A 22,566-nucleotide genomic window follows, 5' to 3' on the forward strand; every position below is an offset into this window, starting at 1 on the left:
ACTACTTAAAAGAATAAAAGAGTCCTTTTAATCCAAGAACCCTTTTATTAAATAGTCTATTATTTATATCGAATATTTTAAGATGTTCCGTTATTTACTCTTTCTAATAGCTATATATTCCATAAATATTCTATTTTTTACCTTTTAGGAATATTCAAATACCAACGTCTATCATGAAAATCTTGTGCTCCGCCTTTTATGTTACCAGTTGGATCGTTTGTGGCACGCATCATGACATATACTTTTTTATTAGAGAAATTACGCATGTTGAATGATATGTGATAGCCAACATTTCCATAAGTTTTATAAATTTGGTTCACATCATCACGAGAAATACCATTTGCTTTTACTCGTGCTAATTCTTTACCAGTATTGTAATCCATAATAAACAGATATTCATATTTGTAATTAGCGATATGCCAACCTGCAACATGTAAGTTAGCATTTTCAATTTCTCCAAACTGATCAATATGAGCGTAATTTGTACCATCTTTAAGAGTAGGATTTACAGAGCCTGCTCTAGTTGGATCAATAACTGGTTGATTGTCTGATATTGTTGGATTATCATCAGTAAAGCCATGTGCTAAATCATAAGCTAGTTTTTCTTTACTTACCCCCATTTCAGAAAGATAACCATACGGATCTGTGTGGTTCCCCCAAATATTTTGTGTTACCCATAAATGTGACTTGATTCCTGATTGATTGTAAGGAGAATCCAATGTTAGTGGAATACTAAATTTTGTTGCAGAATCACGTGCTAATTCAACGTAGGCTTTATAGTTCTTCTCAAAAATTGCTTTATCATGAGTATGTTGTAACTCAATTTGTACAGGACTATTTGCATTAGCATAGGAACCAGCGCCGTATTGCACATACCCTGGTTGTCCGACTTGATAAACAATTCCACCATCTCCCACGATATAAGCAGTATATGCACTATTCCATGAACGTTGCATATATTGCGCTTCATTTCGCCCTGTTGCCGTTTCATTTGCTGTTTCATGTAATAAAATATATTTCCTGTTTGCTATTAGAGAGCTACCTTCATTTCTCTCTAAGTTAAACTCATGATTAATCGTATAAGCAGACGCATTCACAGGCAACAAAAAAAGAGCCGCAACGGCTCCTACTAAAATTTTCTTTTTCATGTTTTTCCTCCTATTTTTTTAAATTAGTTTGCGTATAGATACCGCTAGCAATCGCACCTGCAACAATTCCAGACATAGCTAGTTGTTGCCAAGATCCTAAGTCTGGATAAGTTAAAGAAAGTACGATAGCAAACAAAATCCCCACAAAACAAGCTGATGGTGCTAGCCATTTTGAAGGGATTAGTTTAGGCTTTTTCATTACTTCAACCAGTATAATAACGATTGGACTAATGATGATACCCGTTCCTAAAATTTCGTTCATTGCTTTTTCCAAATCATTACCTCCTTCCTAAATTTTAAATAGAACCTTTACAATATAAGCGATAAAAAGACCAGCTACCGATCGCCATAGCCACATTTGATTATCTTGCATTTTTTTAATGTCTTGCTGGTTAGTTTCAGAAATATTTAGAGCTTTCGTAGCTGTATCTTTGACAGTATTTAACCCCTCGGTATTTCCTTCAATTCTCGCTAACCGTTGAAGAATTTCACGTATTAACTGTTCATCTTTATCCATAATTCACCATCTTTTCGTCGTGCTTAAAAAACAGGAGTGATTGTCAATACAACAACGCCGAAACCTGTAAAACTTACAGATGCATTTGTTTCAGTAACCACGCTTATCGTTGCGTTTTCTGGGACAGTAGCAATAACTCTTCCAAAAAAGTCATTTCTGTTTTTCACCGTGTTCGCTCCTAAACCGCCAATCCGAGGATTGACCGGACGACTCCCGTTGATTTTTAAGTTTAGGTAAAAGTAACCGTTAAATTCGACTGATGGCTGTACAAAATTCGCACTCTCAAAGAGATATGTTCCAGCTTTCAAGCACAATAGATTGCCATCTCCGCCTACTGTAAAAAAAGGTGGAATTGAAGGGTGAGTGCTTTTTTCACTCCCTTCCTTGAACGGGAGAACTGTTTCAGATGTACCTGCGCCTGTCAAAGGTCGCCCTTCCACAATGGTGGTTTGCAAAGCTAACCCAGTTTCAATCTCTTTAAAATTCGCGTTTAGATCATCCTGTGCATTTAACTGACCACGTTCAAAATTCGTTTTCATTTTATCTATTCTCCTTTATTTTGATTTGTAAACTTTTATTTCCTTCTACTAGTAAGAACATATCTGGCTTAATTTCTGTAACTTTAGGAAGTGACATTTTCCAATTATTCGGAACTTTTACAGTCACTGCATTTTTAGAAGGATAACCAATTTTTGTTGGTATTGTTTCTGGAACATCTCCTAGCCAATTTTCTTCGCCTAAAGCAGTTATACCAAATCCATTTGTTAAAGCTAAAACTTCAATTTTTGGATATTCAAAAGGCAGATCATTCTTGGAAAAAACTAACTGATCTGCTCTTAAATTCATGATTTGATTTTGAAGGTTTAAAGTTATATCTTCATTCATTGCAGTAGAAATAGTTTCAAGAAATGTTTGCCAATCTATTTGCGCCTGATTGATATAATCATTGCCTAACGCAATAACATTTTTCATATCTGATTCAAACCTTACTTTTTCATCTGATACATATTGATTTACATTAGCAAACGTAGCTTCTAACATTGACGTATACTGTTCTTCTAACCCTGATACATTTATTTTTTCGTAAGGACTTGTATAACCACACGCATTATCATCTGCCCTAAAATCTTTAATGTTTGCATTTGTAACTCCAGAAGCGTTACGTACTACTAAGATTTCAGCTAGTTTTAATTCATAAACTTGTTCCGTTCGTTCTAAATCCGTTGTGCCTTGTTTATACACAGCACTCATTACACGATTATTTAGATCTAAACGAACAACTACACAATCTTTTCTATCTTGTGTAGTAGAAGCAACTGGTACATCTATCGCTAAATCTTCCGTATTAAAATATTGGCGCCCTTCAACCACAGCCACACCGCTAGAAACAATAATTCGCATACCTTTATTAGGTGCTTCTTTAACCTTCAAGGCGTTGGCAATGGTTATTGCTACCCCATTTCTAAAAATATTTTTATAAAATAGCGAAAAATCAGAATCACTATAAGTTCTATCATTATTTACTGATAGAAAAGGAAAAGCCCATTGTGCCATTTTTTACCTCCTTCCTAAATAATCAAGTATGGTTTTACTTTCTTTCCCTAATTGAGGTGTAATATGATAACCTTTTTTGTCCCACGTTTCGGTGATCCCTAAAAGTCTTGTGGTATATGATAAATGGTAAATAGCACTTCTCACTTTCACAATGTCGCCTATTTGATAATCTTTCTCTAAAATAAATAGCACTGAATGGCTATTTATATCGCCTTTCAGTACTAATATCTTTTCATCTTCATTAAGCTTTTGTTTCCCTCGTGTAGTCAGTGCTTCTTTGTATTGTGCATCTGTCAAAGTTTTATCATCTGTCGTTTGCTGTAGGTCACGAGCATCAACATAGACTTCTTTTCTAGCAAAATCAGTTAAATTGTCATTGATTACTACATTCTTCCTAGATGTGCCCTCACCTTCACCAAATACATAGGCTACACTTGATTCTGAATAGTTGTTCATCTCGTATTGTTCATTCATTATATTTTCCATACTTGTAGAAAATTCAATATTTTTAGATTTATCAATACCTGAATAAATAACTAGGTTTACTTTAGGCTCTTTTTTACTTGCTATAATTTCTTTTATACCTAGTTCATATTCATCCAACAAACTGGAAATCTCTTCTAAAACGTTCCCGTAACTATTTTGATAAGCGATCTTACTACTTTTAGTGTCTTGATTGATTATTGAATTAAACACACTTATTTTTCTTTTCGCATCTGTATCAATGGCATTATTATTAATTAAATCAAAAATAATCTTACTAACCATTGTTGCTTGGGTATCATAAATCTTTTGGTTAATCCTATATTTAACTAATCCTAACAAACTCTTACCTTCAATTGATAATTTTTTCCCATCATCACTCTTAACACTATCCACAAATAACCAATATTTATTATTGATTAATAAAAAGGTATCATTGTCTGCTGTATACGTTTTGAGGTTATTCTCATTTACAGAAAGAATAAGCGTAAAAGTATCTTCTTTTGAATAGTTTCTTTCTAAACTAAAGTTTTTAAAGGTATCAAGTACTTCTACACTTTTATATCCGTTATCTAATCTTTTAAATACTTCAATTACTATTTCATTAGCCATAAAAAAATTAAACCCCCATCACTAAAGGAGTAAAAGTTAAATCGACTATAACACCATCTACACCTGAATCAGCTTGTACTTGTAAATAGTTGCTACCTTTTTCTAAAGAAAGGAAGGTTGAATTTTCAAGACGTTCACTCATTGCATTTTCTTCTGTGCCGTTCACCATTTTTATTACTTTTTTCTTTCCTCTACGTGTATCAATAAGAAATTCTGTTCCAGCTTCATAGGTTCCTTCAAAACCAAAAAATGCTTGAGTAAGAACGTTATAAATTCTTGGATTTTCGCAAATGGTAAAAGTTTTAATTGAAAACACACCCCCTGTTGCAACATCTCCATCATTATTAACTTGGATAATATCACCTGATTTTACCGTAGCAAATATAAAATCTTTAGTAATACCTAATGGAAATTGGAACATATTGACTACTTTTGATAGTGGAATTAACGAATCATAAAAGCTTACATCTCGCCAGTATGGGTCTAATGCTTTAAATTGAAAACTAAAGTCTAATAAATCTGGGTGAGATTCTACAGGCTTAAATGATGGTGAAACCACCGCTAGCACATCAATTTCATATTTCTTTGTATTGGTTTCCACTATAAATGTAACAGATTTTTTAGGGTTACCAACCTCGATTAATCCCCTACGTAACTCTTCCACATCGCTTTCATGATTCCCAATAATGCGCCCTTCTACTCGTAAATCTCTTACACCTAATTTCTGGCTAACAAAAACTGCGCCATCTAGATTATATTGTTCATCTGTTTCTATAGTATTTTCTACGGTTTCTATTCCTTCAATTGAACTTAAAATAAAAGGGTAGCTGTTGCCAACAGTAACAGCTACCCCATCGTTATTTTTTATTGTAATTATCATGCTGGCTTGAACCCCCTCACTAAGTCTGTTAGTTGTCGTTTTGCTTCTTGCTGTAGCTCTCGTTCAGTCATTTGTGGCGCTTGTTCTAAATACTGATTAACAGTTATTGGTTCAGATTTAGTTACTAACATCACCATTAATTGTATTAATTTATCCAATTTATCTTCAATGCTAGTGTTACTTCCAGTTGTACTTATACCTAAATAATTTGCTGTTTTATTTAATAGCTGAACGGCTCTACTTCGTTTTGCTTGTGCCAATGGAATAATTGCTTCTGCTCCATTTTCGGCAATAGAAGCAAATTGAGGGAATGATACAATACCGCCGTTTTCGTAGCCATGACCATGTCCGATCACTTGAAGCATGCCTTCTTTACCATATCTGCTTATGGCGTAACGCATACCAGCTAAAAGGTTATCTAATCCATTCATACGATTATTATGACCGGGCATTTTAAACGCTTCAAAAGTTGCACCAATTACCTGAACTAACCCTTTCGCTAAATCACCAGTGATAGTATTAATATCGGTATAACCCCCTTGGACTGCTTTTTCATTCCCGCCTGATTCTGTTTGAATCTGACTTAACCAAGCATTGGTATAAGCATCATTTGCTGGCAATCCAACCATCCCTAAAGCTTTCTTAACGGTTCCTCTCCAACGCTCTACACCTGTACCAGCTGGGGTAGAACTGTTCTTTTCATCTTCGGCAAAGAGATTTTTAACCCACCCAAACATTGTATTTTTAGCCGTACTTACTAAACCTTTTCCCATATCTAAGAAAATTCCACTTAATCCGCCAAAATTTACAAACTTATCTACTACAGTACTAACTAATTTTGCCGGATTTTTAGCATAATCAAAAATATCTAATGCAAAATCTTTAACATTACTGGCTGTTTGTTTCACTCCATTCCAAATTCCGCCAAAGAAGTCACCGATACCATTTTTATAAGCAAAAGTTGGTGCTGTATATCCCATAACTTGTGCTGTTTGTTCCGCTGGTAAAACTTTCATTCCTTTAGGAGCATTAGGAATGAATACATTTTTCCCTTGAGGTAAATACATGCGACCATCTGGCATTTGGATTAACTCAGCCCCTGCGCCATCATTTACAAGCGCATGTCCGCCTTTGTGTTCGTCTGTTCCTTTTGCATATGGGTGCCATTCTTCAATTTTATTCTTACTACCAAATTTCCCTAAGATCCAGTTGGCTCCGCCAATGACCATGTTTACAGAGACTGAAATAGCTTTAACTGCACCTTCCCACATGCCAACTAATGCTTTTTTCAAAGCATCGCCACCATTTCTAATACCATCACCCATCATTTTAGGTAATCCTTTTACTTTATCAACAATACCAGTAACACCATCGCTAAAGAAATTTTTAATACCTGACCACATACCTTTTACAACATTTTTAGCACTTGTACCCATGTTTCCCAAATGTGAACCGATATTTTTAATAAAGTTTAGTGTGCTACTTACCGCACTGCCAATACCACCAGTGAAAAAACCTTTAATTCCTAACCACATATTTTTTATGATAGCTTTAATACCTGTACCAAACCCACCAATACCTTTGGTTATTCGACCAATGAAAGAAATATTAATCCAATTCCAAAGTGTCTCAATTGCACCAAAGAACATCTGTTTAATGCCTTCCCACATTTTTTTAAAGTCACCAGTAAACATCCCTGTAAAAACTTTAATTGCTCCTTGAATAATATTTAAAACACCGTGGATAAACCCAATTACCGAATCAACAAAGGAACTAAGAATATCAACTACTATTTTTAAAACTGGTTGAATAAAGACAAGGAAGTTTTTAAATGCTTCTATGAATTGTTTTCCATTCTCGTTCCAAAAGCTCTTGATTTCACCAAATATTTCTGAAATAGCCGAACCTATTTTTTTAATGATTGGCATCAACATAGGAATAAGTGTTTTTACTAGGCTATTAAAAATAGGCGATAAACTTTTAAAAGTTGCTGAAATGGCATTCTTAACTACGTCCATTCCTTGTTTCACTTTTCCTATAGCACTTTCAACTTTTTTTACGCTTGTTTCTGGCATTAATTTAGCTAAGATATCATGTCCTTGTTTTTTTCGATCATCATTACCAGCAATTTCAAAAATAATTCCTTTAATCCCATCCATGGTTGGTTTTAGCTTTGTCTTTAGGCTTTGAGCACCTTTTAAAATATTTTCTCCTAGTTTGTTCCCAAGCGGTGCAATAGCAACACCAATATCCGTAAATGCAGTTGTTGTATTACGTTTCAATATTTCCCATGGTGAAATATCTTTAACATTGTCTGCCACATTTTTTGCAGTATCATTTACATTATCATATTGTTTATTTACATCATTTAAACTTTCAACAACTTGTAAGGCGTTATCTTCTCCTAGTGCACTCCAAATATTAGAAGCAAGCGTTGCTTCATCTTGTTTATTTTTCATATTCTCAAGATCGCCAATTAACGACATCATGACATCTTTTGAAGTAGCTTTCCCCTTTCTATATTGAACAAAAAGTTCCTGTGTGCCTTTAGAGAAAGACCCTAAATTTTCTTCAATGCGCCCATCATTTAGACTAATACCAAATTCTTTTACAAAATCATTTACTTTATCAAGGTTAAAAGCGCCATTTTGTAACCCATTATTTAATACGCTCATTGTATCTTTAGCTGTAAACCCCATTTGTCCCAAGACTTGAGAATATTCTGTCATATTGTCAGCTAATTCACCTGATACATTTAACCCTGTTTGGGCACCTTTATTTAAATAGTTAAATGCTTCTGTCCCTGAAATTTTGAAGTTTTTAACCATATTAATAGCGCCACGAAGACTTTCATTTAAATCTGAACCTGTAGCTTTAGAAAATGCTAGTGCATCTGTAGCCATTTGTTTTAAACTACCGTCATCAATATCTGGTAATAACTGCTTAACAGTCACTAATGATTCTTGAACATCGTCTAATGATTCACCAAATCCTTCTGAATAAATAGTTGTTGCGATATTTACTAAATCCCCTGTCGCCTTATCTGCTAAACCTAATTGTGCTTTTAAATCTCTGAAACTTTGGCTTGCATCACTGATACCTTTAACAATATCTACAATTTCATTTTTTACCGCTTGGATCCCTGCTAAATAGAAACCGCCTTTCAGTATGCCTTTCAGTCCACCAAATCCTTCTGATAAGGCACCTAGCCCTTTTTCAGTTGGCTTCATACTTTCACTCATATCTAATTTCTTAGAATTATCACCTGCATCTTCAACGCTATTACCCAGTGCCTTAAATTCTTGTTTAGAACTATCTGCTTGGCGTTCTAATTTAGCAAGAGCATTTTTGGCATCTAATGTTTCAGCTGAACTTTCCCCAAACTCTTTACTTAATCGTTCAACTACTTTTCTTTGTTCTTCTACCGCTTGTTTAGATAAAGAAACTTGACGGGATAAACCTTTTTGCTTCACTTCCATAGCGCCTGCTTCATCACCAGCACGTTTTAAAGCTGATACTTGGCTATTTGTTTCTTTTTCGTTATCTTTCATTTCTTGAGATAACTTATTAACTTCTGTCGAAGCATACGCCATTTCTTTTTTTGTATTATTTAATTGACGTTCATATAAAGTATATTTTTCTGTCGCTTTATTTACTTGGACAGCTAAATTTTGTGCTTGTTTAGAATTTTCACCATATTTTTCAGAAGCTTCTTTATGTCGTTTAGTCAGCTCCTCGACTTTCTTGCGCTGTCCTTCCATTACTACTTCTAAATCTTTCGCATGCTGAGAAAGACCATCATAGCTTTTACCAGCATCTCCCAATATTTTCATATTGGTTTTCATTGCTGATTCTGCTAGCTTAATTCCTCTTGTGATTTCGTCTAGTGTATTACCAAATTGAGTGCCATCAAGCGTTAGAACACCACCAATACTCCCTATTGGTTTACCTTTCTTTGCCATACATTGCACCTCCTTTTAATCCTTAATAGCAAAAAAAGATAGCTAAATAGCTATCTTTTTAGATCATATTAAAGAAGTCTTCTGCATTCATAACCTCTTGATTTGTTTTTTCTTCGTAGAGACTTAACAATAAATTTATATCGCATTCTTCTATATCATTTAACGTCCAGCCATTTTCTAATAGCTGACGGTATAAGTCATCTAAACTTTCTAAAGCTTTTTCAATAGTTACTGTTCCGCTACTGGCTTTTTTTCTTCTTTACCCATTGCCTGATTTAGCACATCACGTAATGTTTCAGCCATTTTTGAAGCTTCAATTCCATCCCAAATAGTATCGAAAGTAACCAAGTCATTATCAAATAAATTAGCAACAGTATTCACTAGTTCATCTAACATTTCTAGCTCGTCTACATTTTCTTTTTCTACTTTTTTGAAGAAAACTAGCATGTTACGCAGTTTTCGACCACTAACAAATTCTTGAGTAAATATTTTTGTTTCTCCATCTTGTTGTTTCAATGCTAATTTAATCATTTAGATTCTCCTTCTGGTACTGTAATTATTGTTGGTTCACTCCATGCTGAACCCAGTTTATTATTATTTAAGTAGGAAGCTTTTTCTATGTCATTTGCGCCTTCACCTAATTCGTTAAAGGTTTGTACATAGAAATAAAGTTTATCTCCTGTAGTATTCGCTGGTAAGTCTTCTTTGGATAATATCCATGTGTTAGTTTCCGTATATCCCATAAAAATTGCTTTTTTCGGATCAGATTCATTAGCATTACCATAATGGATCACATATGATTTAGCCCCTGCCACTGCATCAAATAAAATAGTTACTGAACCGTCTTCATTCAATGTACTTTGTGGATTTTGGGGCGCATTAGGGTGTATTCTGTTCTTCTGCATTATTAAATACAAAAGCTTTAAATTCTTCTAACGCTTGATCATTCTTCCCTGCTTCTCCTTTTGCTTTAACATAAGCATATCCATCTAATCCACGATTTACAAAGTTCCCTTCTATGCTGTCTGTTTGCAATTCTGCCCCTTTATCTTCCGACGTTTTCAACTCTTCATCTGGCGCACCAAATTTTCCTTTCGTTAATGCAATATATAGTTCATTTCCATCTTTATCATGAGAAATAAAAATAATTGATACATATGGTGGACGTGTATTCTTACCTAACGCTGTATATCCTTGTGGCGTTTTTTCTGCTCCCGTAATTGCGTCATATAATTCTGGATATAAATCCGCAACTTGTAAAGCACATTTTGGAGAACCAGAACCAACTGCCGACACATGGAAAGCACCATCAGAAGCAAACGTTGTATTACTAGCAGCTGCTAAACCTGTAATCTTTGCATCAATGGTACCGCCCTGTTGTGAGTTGATTTCAAATTCTTGTGTTACTTTTTCTGAATCGGTATTTTTTTCATGCACACCGACAATTGCACGTTCAAACCCTACTGTTGCCATATTCTAATCTCTCCTAACTAATTAATTTTAATTCTTTGTATTGTGTAATATCGTTTGATAATCCTAGGACATTTTTCTAAATCTACATCTGTCGTTAATTCTGAATAAGCGCATTGCCAGTTGTTTTTTCTCATTAATTTATCTATTAAAAAATAGTATTTATTCGCTTCTTGTAAAGAAGAAAACCATAAATCCACTTGAATGCAAAACTCTAAAGAAAGTGGGTCATTAGAAGCATAGTCTATATAAGTTGTATCTATTTCTACTAAGCGACCTAATGGTAATTTTTCTAATAGCTGTTCTGCTTCTGGAATGTAATTCAAGTGAAAATTGATTGTTTTCAATTCTTCTTGTTCACTTAGAATATCAAATACTTGTTTAATAGGAATGTTCAACTTAAGCCTAGCTCCTTTCTTATCACTTCCGCCATCAAGTCAATAACAGTTTCTTCCATCTCCCGCATGGTTCTTTGGACAATTGCTTTAGGTACCTGCTTTATCGTTCCAAATTCTAAAAAGTGCATACGCCAAGCAACTTCTTTGTCATAGCCTATAAAACTTTCTCCATTTTTTGGTTGAGAATATACGACATTATTTCTTGCGTGTTGGTGTCCGTTTTTACTTTTAGGCGTTCTTTCTGCCAATTCATCCGCTATCAATTCCGCAGCTTTTCCCACTGCCAAATTTTCTATTTTTTCTCTTTTGACACCAAGTATTTGTAAACTTTCTGCCAAATCACTTTTAACAGTAAAGGACATTACTCTATCGCCTTCGCAATGATTGTTGTAAATCGGCGCTTACGTGGATCGGGATTAATTTTTTCAATTTCATATTCTTGTTCACGCCATTTGATACGCATCGTACGAGTAATTTTTTCTCTCTGTTGATAACGAATAATAAAGGTTGTTGTATCTTCTAACACGGTTCCAATTGTACTTTTAACATCGCTTAAAAACTGCTCTTGTACACACGCATAACATTCATGAATAGTTTCTTCTAATACGATATTCTCACCAAAATCATCTTTGCTATTTTCTTTTTTGATAAAAACTATACGTTCGTTTAAATCACCTGTATTAACAAATCTACCCATGGGACAACCCCCTTAATTGCTGGATTAAACTTTCAACTCCAAATGGAATTGCATTTAAATTTAAATCTGTGGTTGATTCTCTGTTAGCTAGCCAATGACCAACTAACAGAGCTACAGCATGTTTAAAGCGAACATCTTCCGTTTCTTTTACTTCAATAGCACCTAAAACATAACTTTCCGCTACGCTTTTTAAATGTACTAAAATAGTATCTTCGGTATCATAATCAATTCTAAGAAACGTCTTTAATTCACTTAGTTCCATTTAAGCTACCACCTTATTTAGTTTGTGGTGTCTCTTCACCTTCAACAACTGGTTTCAAATTAACAACAAATCCTGCTTCTGGGTCTACTTGTTTGTAATCCGAACGAACACCAACGGCTAAACCTTTACTGTAAGAATCGAATTTTTCCCATTCCGCAGTAATTTCTTTTCGTTTAAATAAAATACAAGCTTCTTCTAAATCACCAATAAAGATAAATCCAACGGTATCTTTTGGTGTAGGTGCTACTTTGTTGCTTACTACAATCACATCATGTCCTGCAAATTGTTTGCCACTTGGCGCACTTAAGCTTGGTTGCAATAAATAGCGACCTTCAATATCCTTTAAAGTATCTAAATAATTATAGGCATCTTGATTAACCAACAATTTAATATCTAATTCTGGATCTAATTGCACATTAATAACATTTTTCAATCCATCGGTATCAGTTGCAACAGTCGCTGTAAATTTTGATAAAATAGCTAAAATATTTTTATTATTGGTATTTTTAACCATACGTTTCATTTGTTTTTTAGAATAATCAACAACATTTACTGCTGCATCTTCGATTAATTCATTAGAAAACATGATTTTACCAATACGGGTTTCTACTTTATAATCAACTTCAATAAATAGTGGCTCATCGACATCAGCAATTTCAGCTAATTCTTCTTTGGTTGCTAATACAGAAGTAGCTCGTTTTGCCACTGGGAACTTACCAGAACCCGTACCAACTTCTTGCACAGTAATGTATTGTGATAAGTCATCTAAGTTATCTTTTAGTTCTAATACATCTGTAGAAATATCTGTTGGCACTACTACAGATGTGTTGCTTGTATTTAAGCCACGTTTTTCAACACCTTCTGTACGAATGAAATTTTCAAAGGCTTGTAATTGATTATCTTCCAAATTCTCAACTTCTCGTAAGGTACGCTTTTCTACTTTACGGCTTCGGCTCCGCTTTTCTACTGGTTTAATGGCATCAAGTTCTGCTTGCATTTTTTCTTTATCTTCTGTAGTACGTGTTTCTTCTTCTGCCTTGCTTGCTTCTGTCGTTAATTCTTTGATTTTATCCATTAATTCACGGGCTTTTTCTAATTCTCCACTGTCAATTGCTTCTTGTGCTTGTTTTTTTAATTCTTCAATATCCATAATATTCCTCCTAAATTTTAGATATAAAAAAAGCCTTTAACGTAACGTTAAAAGCTCTAATTCCAAACTGATTTTTTCTTTTTCATATTTTTCTTTTGCTTCATCTAGCGAACGTTTCGCCACCTCTACCGAAGTATCATTATAAGCTGGCTCTGGTACAATACTGATTTCAGTAAGTTCTGCAATCTCATAAATGTATCGTGTAAATGTTCCATCAGAATTTCTAACAATTTTTTGCGCATTGGTATTTTTCTTGTCCACTAAAAAACCGAAAGAACATTCATTAACATCCCCCCTTTTTATTGATTCGTAAAGGTCTTTTGCATATGTTGTATTAGGTAACATACACTTAAACATTAATCCTTTATTATCAATAATTAATTCTAAAGTTTTAGCTTTTGTTCTACCTAAAACGGCGCTAGAATCATGATTGAAGTAACATTTTACATCACTTAAATCTGTTTTACTTAACGCCTTTGAATCAATAACTTCATAATAATTACCAAGCAATTTACTTTTTTCATCAAATTTAATGGCATAACCTGAAATAGTCATATCATCTAAAGGCTTAACATCTTCTACACTACGTGTTTCAATTGATTTTTGTTCCATTCTTGTTCTTCCTTTCTTAACTCAATAATTTTTCAATGGGAATTGAAGCGGAATTTTTGTATATTTCATCTCCACCTTGCACTGGTTCTTTTCCGTAAAATTCCCGCACTTCGTTAATAGTTAAAACGCCTTCACCATTATTTTTTTCAATCATTTTTGTAAACATGGTGTTTCTATCTCTGCCTTTCAGTGTGGAAAAATCCATATCAAATAAAATAAATTGTTCACCTTCAAAAATGCCTAGTTTCCAATCTAACTCTTGGCACATCATTTTTTTATAGCCATTTAGTGTGGAAGAAATATAAGCATCATTTGCTTCTGTCTCCGAGGTGTTCACCATTTCCATACCAAAACGGCTTAAGGGAATACCAAACGTTTTAGCAATTTGTTTTGTACTATAAACGTTATTTTGAATCATCTCTAAAACTTTAGTGTCAATTTCAATTCGTTTAAATTCCTGTGTTTCATCTAAAACAATTACACCGCCAGCATTTTGAGCACCTGCGTTGACTTCTTCAAAATCCTTTCTAATTTGCTTCTTGGTTTCATTATTTAGAGTAGATTTTTTTAAAGTTAAAATACCGCCTGCTTGTACTCCTTTCTTGAAGAAAGAAGCAAGTAAATGATTACCGTTTTTAAGCATGTTTAATTCTGGCTTTAAGGAATATAAAGGACTAATTCCTTTCTTCCCGTTGGTGGTCATTGCTTTAAAATGGATAATCTCATTTTCATTGCATAAGATTGTTTTAGTATTTTGTAGCATCACACTATAAAAAATTTCTTCTGTCTCTTCATCTTCTTGTACTGTAACCTGCGATGGTTTTAAAAACGTTAATTGATCACCATTCACTAACGCATAAGCATTACCTGTTAATAATAAATTAGCAATCATTGCATATTTAAAGCTAAAAGCAGTCATATGGTCATTAGGCTTATTGTTTAACATTCGCAAAACTTCATCATCTTTACCCTTTGATAAAACTATTTCAGAACTTGCAATATCTGAAGCAATAATTCTAACTGCTGTGAAAATGTCACTCTGTAATAACGCCGTTTCACCTTGAACACTAGCCAACGCACTAACATCAGACATAGAAATATAATCAACGGCTTGTGCTATGTTTGAAATACTACGTTGTTCGGTTCGCATAAAAATGCCCATCTACTCACCTACTTTCTTTTTATTGGTACATTTTGATATTCTCGGCTTAAAACAAAACAGGATACCAAAAAAGCTACACCCGCAATTACAAAACCGAAAATAAAGTTAAATAAAAATGCTCCCACAATGAAGGAGAGCATACCTAAAATATAAAGAATAGTTGTTATTATATAAATTTTCTCCATTTTTTCCCTCCTAGTACCCAAAACCGTATTCCCCATTTTCTACCAATTCATCTACAGTAATCGCATTAAAATCAAAGTACATAATTCTTGTATAGGCGTTTAATAACGCAGCCAATGGGTCTATTTTATTGCGGTTCATTTTTTTATCAATCATCCACGCATCATTTTGTTCTACAACTATTGCATTATTTATTGCTCGTGTAAGAAGTGGATTTTCTCCATGGATCGCCACTTTATTTAAAATATCTTCCTTAAAACGTTTAATTGCTGGTGATAAGGTAATATAACCTTGTCGCACTTCTATTAACTTATTTCCCCAACGCTCTTCTAATAAAGGAATCAATTGATTAAAGTTATACGGGTCATAGCAAATAGCTTCTACAATCAATTCATTAGATTCAATAAAATCTTCTAACCATATCAGCATGTCTTTATGGTCTACTAATCCAGATTCGAGTGTAGTTATTTCACAATATCCAGCTTTTGCATATTGTCGGTAAGGTGTTTTATCTTCTTTTTCTTTGGCTTCAATCCCAGCTTTATTACCAATGAAAGAATGGCTATCAATATAAATTTTCTCTAACTCTTCAATTGGAATTGCCCAGCTTATAGAAGTAATATCCCCAACCCTAGACAAATCCAGTCCAATAAATATTTTTCGTCCTTTTAAACTTGAATTTTCAATAACTTTCTTGGCTTTGTTCCATTCATCAGCAGACATAAAACTTTCTTTTGAAGCTTGAACCCATAAATTAAAATGCTTGGTCAAAACATTCGATACAGTACCTTTAGCAAGACCTTCTTTATACAGTTTTCTAATACGTTTTATTGTACGTGTGACAACTTTTTCATTCTTAGATTCAAGTAAAGGATTGGATTTAATCCATAGTTTTTCATCAGTAATTTCTTTTACATTATCTTGTTCCCAACAAAGTGCCAAATACTCATCATCTTCCACTTCTCCGCTTAATATTTTTTTGACATACTTATATTCAATATCGTACATTGGATAATTTAGTTTGTTGCTGGCAGTACTGATAATAATTACTAATGGTTCATCTTGCTGGCTCATAGAAGTTTCGATTACGTCCATCATTTCAGTAGTTTTAGAATAAGAATATTCATCAAAAATGCCTAATAACGTATCTAAACCATCTAATGTATCAGCATCACTAGATAAAGGTTGCATAAAGCTTTCATCTTTGGTAATAATTTCTTTTTGAAGTATTTTCGTACGTTTCTTCACTTCTTCACTGCTACCTCTTAAGGCTTTCAGTTGTGACTTAACCATATTAAAAACAATTCTTGCTTGATCTTTTTTATTAGCTGTAGCGTAAATTTGCCTTGCACTTTTTGGGTTACGTTCATACAACAAACAATATAAAGCAATCCCTGAAACCAATAATGATTTACCATTTTTGCGGGCTAATGATATATAAGCTTTTGTAAATCTTCGGCAATTTGTCTTTTTATGTCGCCACCCCCAAAGCAAGCAAAGGATAAAATTTTGAAATTTCGCAATTTCATTTGGTTCTCTTGTTTTAGGGTCTGGAAGCATTCCAATAAAAGCTATAATCATTTCTGCTTGCTCTGGTTTATAAACATATTCAAAATTCGTATCGTTTTCCATTCGCCATAAATCTCTTCTATGCCTATCAATAGCCTTTTGTATCTTTTTACCTACTATGATTTCGCCAGATTCTACGGCATCAATATAAATTTGAACATAATCTTTAACCACCATTTTCTTCAACCCTTCGGAACATTTCAGCGAAAGGGTCTACTTTTTGGGGTTCGATTTCAGAAGGATTTGCTATTTTCATACGTGCATTAATGGTTAATCCTAGTGAATTAGTTAATGTTTTCAATTCTTTACTAGCTCCGTTAATCGTATCTATTAAAGGATTACGCTTATCAAAAACTATAATAGGTTCTTCGTTCAATTGATTACCAGCCTCTTCAATTAAGGCAACATAGTAACAATATAGCTCTACTGATTTTCTATCTAATTCTGAAATTGGTAGTTCAGTCAGATATATACCAATTCTTTTCCATTCCTTTTTAGCTGTCTTATTTAACCACTTGGGAATCTTTGAAAAATCGAGGGGGGTATAGTTATATAATACTTCCTCCTCTTTCATCTTTTTTTCTTTTTCTTCTTTCGTCAAATGCTTCTTCGTTACATCCAATAATTTTTTATCTCGCCCCAAAATTTCCCCTCCTTTTTGCCAAAAAATTGATAAAAAAATGATTTTAGAAAGTAATTTCGATTTATTTTTTTAAAAGTCACTTTCCTTATAAGTAGTGTGTTTATTGATTTTTGTTTCATTTTTTCACCTACTATTTTTTGAAAACTTCAAAAAGGGAATTTTTTTCCTTCGAAAGGGGGACTTCGATTTACAGAAATTTAAAAGGGTACGGGGGTAAAAAACACCCCCTCTAAAATAGATTTATTTTGTTTTTTTATTCTGTCTATTTTTCTTATCAATTTTATTGTGACAAATCGTGTTTACCGATTCTAAATTTTCTTCATCAAGTCTTTTTTCCCAATTGTCTTTTAGTTCATCTTTGTGGTGCACCATATTCGCTTCATGAATCAAACCTTTTTCTTCTAAGCATGGTTGGCAAATGTAGTTATCTCTAATTAGTATCTGCTTCCGTTTATTCTTCCACTCTCTTGAGTTATAGAAGTCTGCATACTGCTTATTTTTCTCTGAATATCTAACTGTATTGTTATAATGCTTGTTTCGTACATAAGCTTGTTCTTGTTTTATTTGTTTATGTTTCATGCAATACATTTCGCTGTAATCAATCAGTACATTACATGATGCTACAGCACATTTCCGTTTAGGTTTACTCATTGCTTCATCTTCTTTCTGTTATTGTATTCAATGGTCAACTGGCTTTTTCTCTTCATTTGGCATTGGCTCGTTTGTTTACTTGAATGAAAGAAGCGTTGCTTTTCTATTGTGTAACGTTTGTAATTTGGTTCATAACAAAAGCTAATACCATTCATACGATCACAAGCAAGTAATGGTTTCCCACAAACTTTGCATAGTTTGAACCGCTTCTTATTTAACTTTTTAAAGTCAGAAATATCTAAAGCTAAATCTGTATAGCATTTTTCACAAAAGTATTGAAGAACTGGTTCATATAAGTTAGATTCTTTAAATCGTTGAAAATCATTCTGTAGTTGTTCTTGATGGTTATAAATATCTTTGGCAAACACTTTTAGTAAATAGCGCTGTAAATTCAAATAAAAATTAATTTGCTCTGCTTTCTCTAACTGATTTACTTTATTGATAAATCCAACCATAAAACCACCTCTAAATTTCTCTTGTTGAATAAACAACATTGTTTTGTTTATCTTGATTATAAAAATAGTCATTGCCAGCATTTTTCTTACCACTTGATTCTTTATGAAATGGGTATTGTTCTTCTAGCGGTCTACTGTCCTCTTCTCTATCAAAACCATTTACCAGTTGTAAAAGCCCGTCACAGGCTACAATATCGCCAAATCTTTCGGCAAGTAACATTAACAAATCACGTTGTACCGCTAAATTAATATCAAAAATGTTTATTTTTCCGTCTACTAATTCACTGAAATATTGCCAAAGAGTTCTAGCTTCTGATTTTTTTATTTTTAACATAGGTTGCTTACAGCCATTCATAACAGCTTCAATTGCTTCACTGGCTTCTTCTAATTCTTTCTGCAACTCCATAAATCCGAAATTGAATAAAGTTACTACTTGTTCAATATTTAGACGTAGCCCGAATAGACAGCCAATAATTAAACGTTGCTTGCCAGTTAAAACAACGCTATTTATTGCTCGTTCAAAATCTATTCTTTCCTCAACAAAACAATTCGTATTTAGTTCAATTGTTTCTTCTAACATGCTTTGAATAAATAATGGTGTATATAATTCTTCTTCCAAATACTCTCCCTCCAAAATAAAAAACAGAAAGCACACAAACAAAATTGTTTGCATACCCTCCGTTTTTCGGTCAGATATATTTTATATAATTTACTTTTGCCATTTTTCCCGCTCATTATTCACAATATAAATAATTTCGCCATTTCGTATTTCTAGAGTGATTTCACCATACATTGGTAAAACTATTTCTTTTTCTTTATCCTCGCATCTAATCGTTATTTTCTTTTCCACCAAAACACTTCCAGTCAAAGTTTCATGTTTAAATTAAATGAATGATTACAAAGCCTAATAGTAAAAATAATAAAGCTTTTGCTATTGTTGATACAAACACTTCATAATTTGAACGTTTGTCTTCGCCTTTATTCCCTCCATATGTTAGATAACTAACAAAAATATCCAATCCCAGTGCTTGCCAAAAATTCAATATATTCAATCCAAAAGTTTTACTTATAATTCCATTCCATAAATACATTGTTATGCAACCACTCAAAATCAACGCAAACGGAATAATTATCCATGTAACAAAACATCTAGTTAGCTCTTCCTTAATTTCTTTATTTTTCATTTTAATCCCTCCTACCTTTAATTCCTAAAACGACATAACCATCTTTCTGAGCATAATCAGTGATATAAGTAATCTCTGCTTTGTATGAATTTCCTGTATAATTAAGCATCGATTGCTTTCGTCCGCTAAAAAGTTCTTGTCGAATATATTCTTTATATTCACGTAAAACAAGTTGATCACCAACTTTAAAACCACGATCATTCTTTCTAACCTCAAACTGCTTCCGTCCACTTGTAACGGCTTCAAAATATTCGTGTAAAATTTTTAACTCATGAATCATTTTTTCCTCCTTTTTGTCCGATTTTCGGGACAATTTTTTGTTTTTTATTCTTTAGTGTAAAAAATGCTTGATTTGTCATTTATTACATCGGATTCATTTATCTCTGTTTTCATTCCGTTGCGTAACTCTCTATTAAAAACCATTTCCCCTTTAATGATTGGCACCATAATTTCCCATCATTTCCCATTTTCATCAAAAAATTTCCTTTCTTTCCAAATACACGAATAATCATTTTTCTTTCACCATTTTCCTTAATTGGGTATGCACCTTCAAAAATAAGGTGATTTCTTTCAAAATACTTTTCTAAAATGATTTTTAACCTTTCCTCATTTAACAAGCTTCTACCTCCTCTTTTTCCTCCACATTCTTAAATAAAAATGCCATCCTGTATCCTCATAATAAATTGGTTGAACTTCGGTAATATCATAATTTTTATAAATACGTGTTAGGCGTTCTTCTCCGTAATCATTTGATAAAGCCATTTTTTCTATTTGCTTTGGTGTATATTTATAGTCATTTGTAATAAGTGTTGGTCTTTTTAGGTTACGTGAACTTGACCACTTCTTTTTACCTCGTTTGCCAAATCGTGGCTTCATCACGTAATTAGCAATACCTGCAATACCGTTATTATCAAATTGTAAACGGCGACAATTTGCCCGCCCGATCATTTCTTTATTTTTGCCACGACCTTTTGACCAGCAACCTTCTATCTCTTCACGATCTAAAACACCATTAACTATTAAATGATGATGGAAGTTTTTTACTTGGTTCCCTTCTTCATCTACTTCATATTCCGTCACTAAAATATATTTCAATTCTTTCTTTATTTTTCTACAACGGTAACTTAAACGTTCTAAATATCTTTTTATTTCTTTTTCTGCTTCTTCTAGTGTTTTAGGTAAAAACTTAGGTTGATAAGTTAATGTTAACCAATAATCTTCATAATTTTTAAAATTCCCATTTGCTAATTGTGTAATACTTCTTGCTGAATTTTTATGATTTACTTTTTCTTGTGCTGGTCGTGATAACTTTTTCTTTTTTGCTCGAACACCTCTTACTGCTCTTTCTGCATGTGCAGTTCTAGGAATCAAATCCACTTCTACATAATCTCCACAAGCCAATACTTTTTCTCTTATAAACATATTTTGCTTACCCCTTATCACCTTTGATATTTTTCACTTTATAGTTTCCCGTGAATGTTAATACCCTATACAAGGACGTTAAACGCCTTGAAGTCTGGCGTTAACTCTTGTTGCAAAAGCAAAATTATGTTATAGTTTTCTTGTCGAGAGAACTATAGACTTGGATTTGCTTTTGTAAATCTCGGTCTTTTTATTTTCAGCAAAACCAAAGCCCGAACACTTTTTCGGGCAATGGTTTTGCTATTTTTATTTGTCAATTTATGCAATTATTTTTATGAATCCATCTTCAATTTCTTCTTTTAACGCTGTTGCTAAATATTCTTTAATATTGTTCATAGCTTCGTACTTCCATAAACCACCATCCGCATCAAATAAAGCACAATCTGCACGATCATTAACCCTAAAAATAAACGGACTTTCTGGTTGTTCTACTTCTAAAAATGTTCTGTATGGTCTTAAAATTGCTGGGCTTGGTACTTTCGCTTGCTGGACTGTAGCCCCTTGTTTAACTGCTACTACTTGAGAAGTCCCATCATCTTTAATATCTGCTCCCCCTTCAATTCTTAAAGAACTTGCACAAGCTCTAATTGCTTCTGCATCATCTGTTCTATCAAACAATGACATGATATTAATAATGAAGCTTTCGGAATCCATGAAACGACTGAATGGAAATTTATCTAAAATTGCTTTGGCATAAACTAAACATTCCCGCTTTCGATCTTCGTTAAGTGGACTTAAAACTTTAACTAATATTGGGGATTCTACATGTAAAATAAGTGGTGAAAATAAACAATCTGGGCGTGATTTTAAGTAATCAACTAACCCTGTTAGCGAATTAACTTCTAATGAATTAGCATATGGAATTGGGTATAGTTCTTTTAAGCTAGCTTTATTTGCATCATAAAATGTTTTTCCATTCGGCTGTTCATGAATAACCTTTTGTCCTTCTGCTAAATTTACTGCATACTGTAAAGCTGATTTAATATTTTCTTCTGACATGTTCATTCTCCTTTATATAATTAATTTGTTTTTCTAAAATCAATAACGGTTGGTTCTACTTGTTCTTTGATAGTTTCCTGTTTTTCTACCTCACTAACTGGTTGCCCAGTATCTATTGCTGGCTCTCCTTTTTGGAAATCCATGTAAGTTTGTCCTTTTACATTGCTTAAAAGTTCGTTTGCTTCTGGATATCCCGTTTCAAAACTTCTGTTAACAATCATTCGGGCGGATACTTGTGTACGTGGTACTAGTTTTTCTTTAGTTTGCATTTCAATATTTGTAACTTCCCGATATTCATCTGGCATAAAATCTAGCTGAATAGTTATAGAACGTTTCTTTGTTGCTTCTGTATTCAGATCAAGAATGTTTTCAATTACTTTTTCCATTGAAGCAATAAAACGCTCTTGTAATGCGCCTTCTCCAATCGTTGATAAATCTAAATTGATATTTTCCACTTGCGTTACAGTCCTTTCATGCTATAATTTAAACAACTTAACTTTTTGTTTGCTGTGTAGTTTTCCCTGCACAGTTTTTTCTTTGTTCTTTTTTCCAT

General features: G+C 33.3%; 31 protein-coding genes. All 31 read right to left on the minus strand.

The window, feature by feature from the left end:
- Window positions 1–137: 137 nt before the first annotated feature.
- Window positions 138–1,148, minus strand: coding sequence for a peptidoglycan recognition protein family protein (locus tag A5844_RS10425; RefSeq protein WP_086285113.1), 1,011 nt, complete (start codon window positions 1,146–1,148; stop codon window positions 138–140).
- A 10-nt stretch (window positions 1,149–1,158) separates the two neighbouring features.
- On the minus strand, window positions 1,159–1,422 hold the full coding sequence (locus A5844_RS10430; protein WP_086285114.1) for a holin: 264 nt from the start codon (window positions 1,420–1,422) through the stop codon (window positions 1,159–1,161).
- Between the two features lie 15 nt (window positions 1,423–1,437).
- Window positions 1,438–1,665: a hemolysin XhlA family protein gene (locus A5844_RS10435; protein ID WP_086285115.1), complete on the minus strand. Its 228-nt coding sequence runs from the start codon at window positions 1,663–1,665 to the stop codon at window positions 1,438–1,440.
- 23 nt (window positions 1,666–1,688) lie between these two features.
- Window positions 1,689–2,204 (minus strand): hypothetical protein, encoded by a 516-nt coding sequence (locus A5844_RS10440; RefSeq protein ID WP_086285116.1) that lies wholly within the window; start codon window positions 2,202–2,204, stop codon window positions 1,689–1,691.
- Between the two features lies 1 nt (window position 2,205).
- On the minus strand, window positions 2,206–3,219 hold the full coding sequence (locus tag A5844_RS10445) for a structural protein (RefSeq protein WP_086285117.1): 1,014 nt from the start codon (window positions 3,217–3,219) through the stop codon (window positions 2,206–2,208).
- 3 nt (window positions 3,220–3,222) lie between these two features.
- Window positions 3,223–4,314: a siphovirus ReqiPepy6 Gp37-like family protein gene (locus A5844_RS10450; RefSeq protein WP_086285118.1), complete on the minus strand. Its 1,092-nt coding sequence runs from the start codon at window positions 4,312–4,314 to the stop codon at window positions 3,223–3,225.
- 7 nt (window positions 4,315–4,321) lie between these two features.
- Window positions 4,322–5,194 (minus strand): phage tail family protein, encoded by an 873-nt coding sequence (locus A5844_RS10455; protein ID WP_086285119.1) that lies wholly within the window; start codon window positions 5,192–5,194, stop codon window positions 4,322–4,324.
- Window positions 5,191–9,156 carry a phage tail tape measure protein gene (locus A5844_RS10460; RefSeq protein ID WP_086285120.1) on the minus strand — a complete coding sequence of 1,322 codons (3,966 nt, stop codon included), beginning with the start codon at window positions 9,154–9,156 and terminating at the stop codon, window positions 5,191–5,193. Before A5844_RS10460 ends, A5844_RS10455 begins: the two co-directional genes overlap by 4 nt.
- A 228-nt stretch (window positions 9,157–9,384) precedes the next feature.
- Window positions 9,385–9,687: a phage tail assembly chaperone G gene (gene gpG, locus A5844_RS10465; RefSeq protein WP_086285121.1), complete on the minus strand. Its 303-nt coding sequence runs from the start codon at window positions 9,685–9,687 to the stop codon at window positions 9,385–9,387.
- Window positions 9,684–10,061, minus strand: a complete 378-nt coding sequence (locus A5844_RS10470) for a fibronectin type III domain-containing protein (RefSeq protein ID WP_086285122.1) — start codon at window positions 10,059–10,061, stop codon at window positions 9,684–9,686. Before A5844_RS10470 ends, gpG begins: the two co-directional genes overlap by 4 nt.
- Window positions 10,036–10,629, minus strand: coding sequence for a major tail protein (locus A5844_RS10475; protein ID WP_086285123.1), 594 nt, complete (start codon window positions 10,627–10,629; stop codon window positions 10,036–10,038). The genes A5844_RS10470 and A5844_RS10475 overlap by 26 nt, the downstream gene beginning before the upstream one ends.
- 17 nt (window positions 10,630–10,646) lie before the next feature.
- Window positions 10,647–11,024, minus strand: coding sequence for a hypothetical protein (locus A5844_RS10480; RefSeq protein ID WP_086285124.1), 378 nt, complete (start codon window positions 11,022–11,024; stop codon window positions 10,647–10,649).
- Window positions 11,021–11,386, minus strand: coding sequence for an HK97-gp10 family putative phage morphogenesis protein (locus tag A5844_RS10485; protein WP_086285125.1), 366 nt, complete (start codon window positions 11,384–11,386; stop codon window positions 11,021–11,023). Before A5844_RS10485 ends, A5844_RS10480 begins: the two co-directional genes overlap by 4 nt.
- On the minus strand, window positions 11,386–11,721 hold the full coding sequence (locus A5844_RS10490) for a phage head closure protein (RefSeq protein WP_086285126.1): 336 nt from the start codon (window positions 11,719–11,721) through the stop codon (window positions 11,386–11,388). Before A5844_RS10490 ends, A5844_RS10485 begins: the two co-directional genes overlap by 1 nt.
- A complete protein-coding gene (locus tag A5844_RS10495; RefSeq protein WP_086285127.1) occupies window positions 11,714–11,983 on the minus strand; it encodes a head-tail connector protein in 270 nt (89 codons plus the stop codon). Before A5844_RS10495 ends, A5844_RS10490 begins: the two co-directional genes overlap by 8 nt.
- A 13-nt stretch (window positions 11,984–11,996) precedes the next feature.
- Window positions 11,997–13,133: a phage major capsid protein gene (locus tag A5844_RS10500; protein WP_086285128.1), complete on the minus strand. Its 1,137-nt coding sequence runs from the start codon at window positions 13,131–13,133 to the stop codon at window positions 11,997–11,999.
- A 36-nt stretch (window positions 13,134–13,169) separates the two neighbouring features.
- A complete protein-coding gene (locus A5844_RS10505; RefSeq protein ID WP_086285129.1) occupies window positions 13,170–13,745 on the minus strand; it encodes an HK97 family phage prohead protease in 576 nt (191 codons plus the stop codon).
- A gap of 16 nt (window positions 13,746–13,761) precedes the next feature.
- Window positions 13,762–14,895, minus strand: coding sequence for a phage portal protein (locus A5844_RS10510; RefSeq protein ID WP_218776175.1), 1,134 nt, complete (start codon window positions 14,893–14,895; stop codon window positions 13,762–13,764).
- Between the two features lie 20 nt (window positions 14,896–14,915).
- Window positions 14,916–15,092 (minus strand): hypothetical protein, encoded by a 177-nt coding sequence (locus tag A5844_RS14320; protein ID WP_165380863.1) that lies wholly within the window; start codon window positions 15,090–15,092, stop codon window positions 14,916–14,918.
- A gap of 10 nt (window positions 15,093–15,102) precedes the next feature.
- Window positions 15,103–16,836 (minus strand): terminase large subunit, encoded by a 1,734-nt coding sequence (locus tag A5844_RS10515; protein ID WP_086285131.1) that lies wholly within the window; start codon window positions 16,834–16,836, stop codon window positions 15,103–15,105.
- Entirely contained in the window at window positions 16,826–17,302 is a 477-nt protein-coding gene (locus A5844_RS10520; protein ID WP_256924550.1) for a phage terminase small subunit P27 family, read from the minus strand. Before A5844_RS10520 ends, A5844_RS10515 begins: the two co-directional genes overlap by 11 nt.
- Window positions 17,303–17,542: 240 nt before the next feature.
- Window positions 17,543–17,953, minus strand: a complete 411-nt coding sequence (locus A5844_RS10525) for an HNH endonuclease (RefSeq protein ID WP_086285132.1) — start codon at window positions 17,951–17,953, stop codon at window positions 17,543–17,545.
- On the minus strand, window positions 17,950–18,408 hold the full coding sequence (locus A5844_RS10530) for a hypothetical protein (RefSeq protein WP_086285133.1): 459 nt from the start codon (window positions 18,406–18,408) through the stop codon (window positions 17,950–17,952). Before A5844_RS10530 ends, A5844_RS10525 begins: the two co-directional genes overlap by 4 nt.
- A 10-nt stretch (window positions 18,409–18,418) precedes the next feature.
- Window positions 18,419–19,027: a hypothetical protein gene (locus tag A5844_RS10535; RefSeq protein ID WP_086285134.1), complete on the minus strand. Its 609-nt coding sequence runs from the start codon at window positions 19,025–19,027 to the stop codon at window positions 18,419–18,421.
- Window positions 19,028–19,117: 90 nt separating this feature from the next.
- Complete coding sequence (locus tag A5844_RS14325; RefSeq protein ID WP_165380862.1) at window positions 19,118–19,258, minus strand: hypothetical protein; 141 nt, start codon at window positions 19,256–19,258, stop codon at window positions 19,118–19,120.
- Between the two features lie 28 nt (window positions 19,259–19,286).
- The gene (locus A5844_RS10540) at window positions 19,287–19,592 is read right to left on the minus strand and encodes a hypothetical protein (RefSeq protein WP_086285135.1); all 306 of its coding nucleotides are present in this window, start codon (window positions 19,590–19,592) and stop codon (window positions 19,287–19,289) included.
- Between the two features lies 1 nt (window position 19,593).
- Entirely contained in the window at window positions 19,594–19,872 is a 279-nt protein-coding gene (locus tag A5844_RS10545; protein ID WP_086285136.1) for a DUF3850 domain-containing protein, read from the minus strand.
- Between the two features lie 109 nt (window positions 19,873–19,981).
- Entirely contained in the window at window positions 19,982–20,209 is a 228-nt protein-coding gene (locus tag A5844_RS10550) for a hypothetical protein (protein WP_086285137.1), read from the minus strand.
- A gap of 4 nt (window positions 20,210–20,213) precedes the next feature.
- Entirely contained in the window at window positions 20,214–21,014 is an 801-nt protein-coding gene (locus A5844_RS10555; protein ID WP_086285138.1) for a rolling circle replication-associated protein, read from the minus strand.
- A 258-nt stretch (window positions 21,015–21,272) separates the two neighbouring features.
- Window positions 21,273–22,013 (minus strand): hypothetical protein, encoded by a 741-nt coding sequence (locus tag A5844_RS10560; RefSeq protein WP_086285139.1) that lies wholly within the window; start codon window positions 22,011–22,013, stop codon window positions 21,273–21,275.
- A 20-nt stretch (window positions 22,014–22,033) separates the two neighbouring features.
- Window positions 22,034–22,468 (minus strand): hypothetical protein, encoded by a 435-nt coding sequence (locus A5844_RS10565; protein ID WP_086285140.1) that lies wholly within the window; start codon window positions 22,466–22,468, stop codon window positions 22,034–22,036.
- Between the last annotated feature and the right edge of the window lie 98 nt (window positions 22,469–22,566).

It is taken from the genome of Candidatus Enterococcus wittei (genome assembly GCF_002140175.1).
In the GTDB taxonomy this organism is placed as follows: Bacteria; Bacillota; Bacilli; order Lactobacillales; family Enterococcaceae; genus Enterococcus_B; species Enterococcus_B wittei.

What these genes read in the sequence shown, in the direction of transcription:
- A5844_RS10525 (WP_086285132.1), bottom strand. Translation starts at nt 17,953, where the DNA reads ATGAGTAAACCTAAACGGAAATGTGCTGTAGCATCATGTAATGTACTG.
- A5844_RS10470 (WP_086285122.1), bottom strand. Translation starts at nt 10,061, where the DNA reads ATGCAGAAGAACAGAATACACCCTAATGCGCCCCAAAATCCACAAAGT.
- A5844_RS10500 (WP_086285128.1), bottom strand. Translation starts at nt 13,133, where the DNA reads ATGGATATTGAAGAATTAAAAAAACAAGCACAAGAAGCAATTGACAGT.
- A5844_RS10425 (WP_086285113.1), bottom strand. Translation starts at nt 1,148, where the DNA reads ATGAAAAAGAAAATTTTAGTAGGAGCCGTTGCGGCTCTTTTTTTGTTG.
- A5844_RS10435 (WP_086285115.1), bottom strand. Translation starts at nt 1,665, where the DNA reads ATGGATAAAGATGAACAGTTAATACGTGAAATTCTTCAACGGTTAGCG.
- A5844_RS10450 (WP_086285118.1), bottom strand. Translation starts at nt 4,314, where the DNA reads ATGGCTAATGAAATAGTAATTGAAGTATTTAAAAGATTAGATAACGGA.
- A5844_RS10475 (WP_086285123.1), bottom strand. Translation starts at nt 10,629, where the DNA reads ATGGCAACAGTAGGGTTTGAACGTGCAATTGTCGGTGTGCATGAAAAA.
- A5844_RS10545 (WP_086285136.1), bottom strand. Translation starts at nt 19,872, where the DNA reads ATGATTCATGAGTTAAAAATTTTACACGAATATTTTGAAGCCGTTACA.
- A5844_RS10455 (WP_086285119.1), bottom strand. Translation starts at nt 5,194, where the DNA reads ATGATAATTACAATAAAAAATAACGATGGGGTAGCTGTTACTGTTGGC.
- A5844_RS14320 (WP_165380863.1), bottom strand. Translation starts at nt 15,092, where the DNA reads ATGGAGAAAATTTATATAATAACAACTATTCTTTATATTTTAGGTATG.
- A5844_RS10540 (WP_086285135.1), bottom strand. Translation starts at nt 19,592, where the DNA reads ATGAAAAATAAAGAAATTAAGGAAGAGCTAACTAGATGTTTTGTTACA.
- A5844_RS10490 (WP_086285126.1), bottom strand. Translation starts at nt 11,721, where the DNA reads ATGGGTAGATTTGTTAATACAGGTGATTTAAACGAACGTATAGTTTTT.
- gpG (WP_086285121.1), bottom strand. Translation starts at nt 9,687, where the DNA reads ATGATTAAATTAGCATTGAAACAACAAGATGGAGAAACAAAAATATTT.
- A5844_RS10460 (WP_086285120.1), bottom strand. Translation starts at nt 9,156, where the DNA reads ATGGCAAAGAAAGGTAAACCAATAGGGAGTATTGGTGGTGTTCTAACG.
- A5844_RS10485 (WP_086285125.1), bottom strand. Translation starts at nt 11,386, where the DNA reads ATGTCCTTTACTGTTAAAAGTGATTTGGCAGAAAGTTTACAAATACTT.
- A5844_RS10510 (WP_218776175.1), bottom strand. Translation starts at nt 14,895, where the DNA reads ATGCGAACCGAACAACGTAGTATTTCAAACATAGCACAAGCCGTTGAT.
- A5844_RS10495 (WP_086285127.1), bottom strand. Translation starts at nt 11,983, where the DNA reads ATGGAACTAAGTGAATTAAAGACGTTTCTTAGAATTGATTATGATACC.
- A5844_RS10445 (WP_086285117.1), bottom strand. Translation starts at nt 3,219, where the DNA reads ATGGCACAATGGGCTTTTCCTTTTCTATCAGTAAATAATGATAGAACT.
- A5844_RS10515 (WP_086285131.1), bottom strand. Translation starts at nt 16,836, where the DNA reads ATGGTGGTTAAAGATTATGTTCAAATTTATATTGATGCCGTAGAATCT.
- A5844_RS10505 (WP_086285129.1), bottom strand. Translation starts at nt 13,745, where the DNA reads ATGGAACAAAAATCAATTGAAACACGTAGTGTAGAAGATGTTAAGCCT.
- A5844_RS10560 (WP_086285139.1), bottom strand. Translation starts at nt 22,013, where the DNA reads ATGTCAGAAGAAAATATTAAATCAGCTTTACAGTATGCAGTAAATTTA.
- A5844_RS10530 (WP_086285133.1), bottom strand. Translation starts at nt 18,408, where the DNA reads ATGGTTGGATTTATCAATAAAGTAAATCAGTTAGAGAAAGCAGAGCAA.
- A5844_RS10440 (WP_086285116.1), bottom strand. Translation starts at nt 2,204, where the DNA reads ATGAAAACGAATTTTGAACGTGGTCAGTTAAATGCACAGGATGATCTA.
- A5844_RS10555 (WP_086285138.1), bottom strand. Translation starts at nt 21,014, where the DNA reads ATGTTTATAAGAGAAAAAGTATTGGCTTGTGGAGATTATGTAGAAGTG.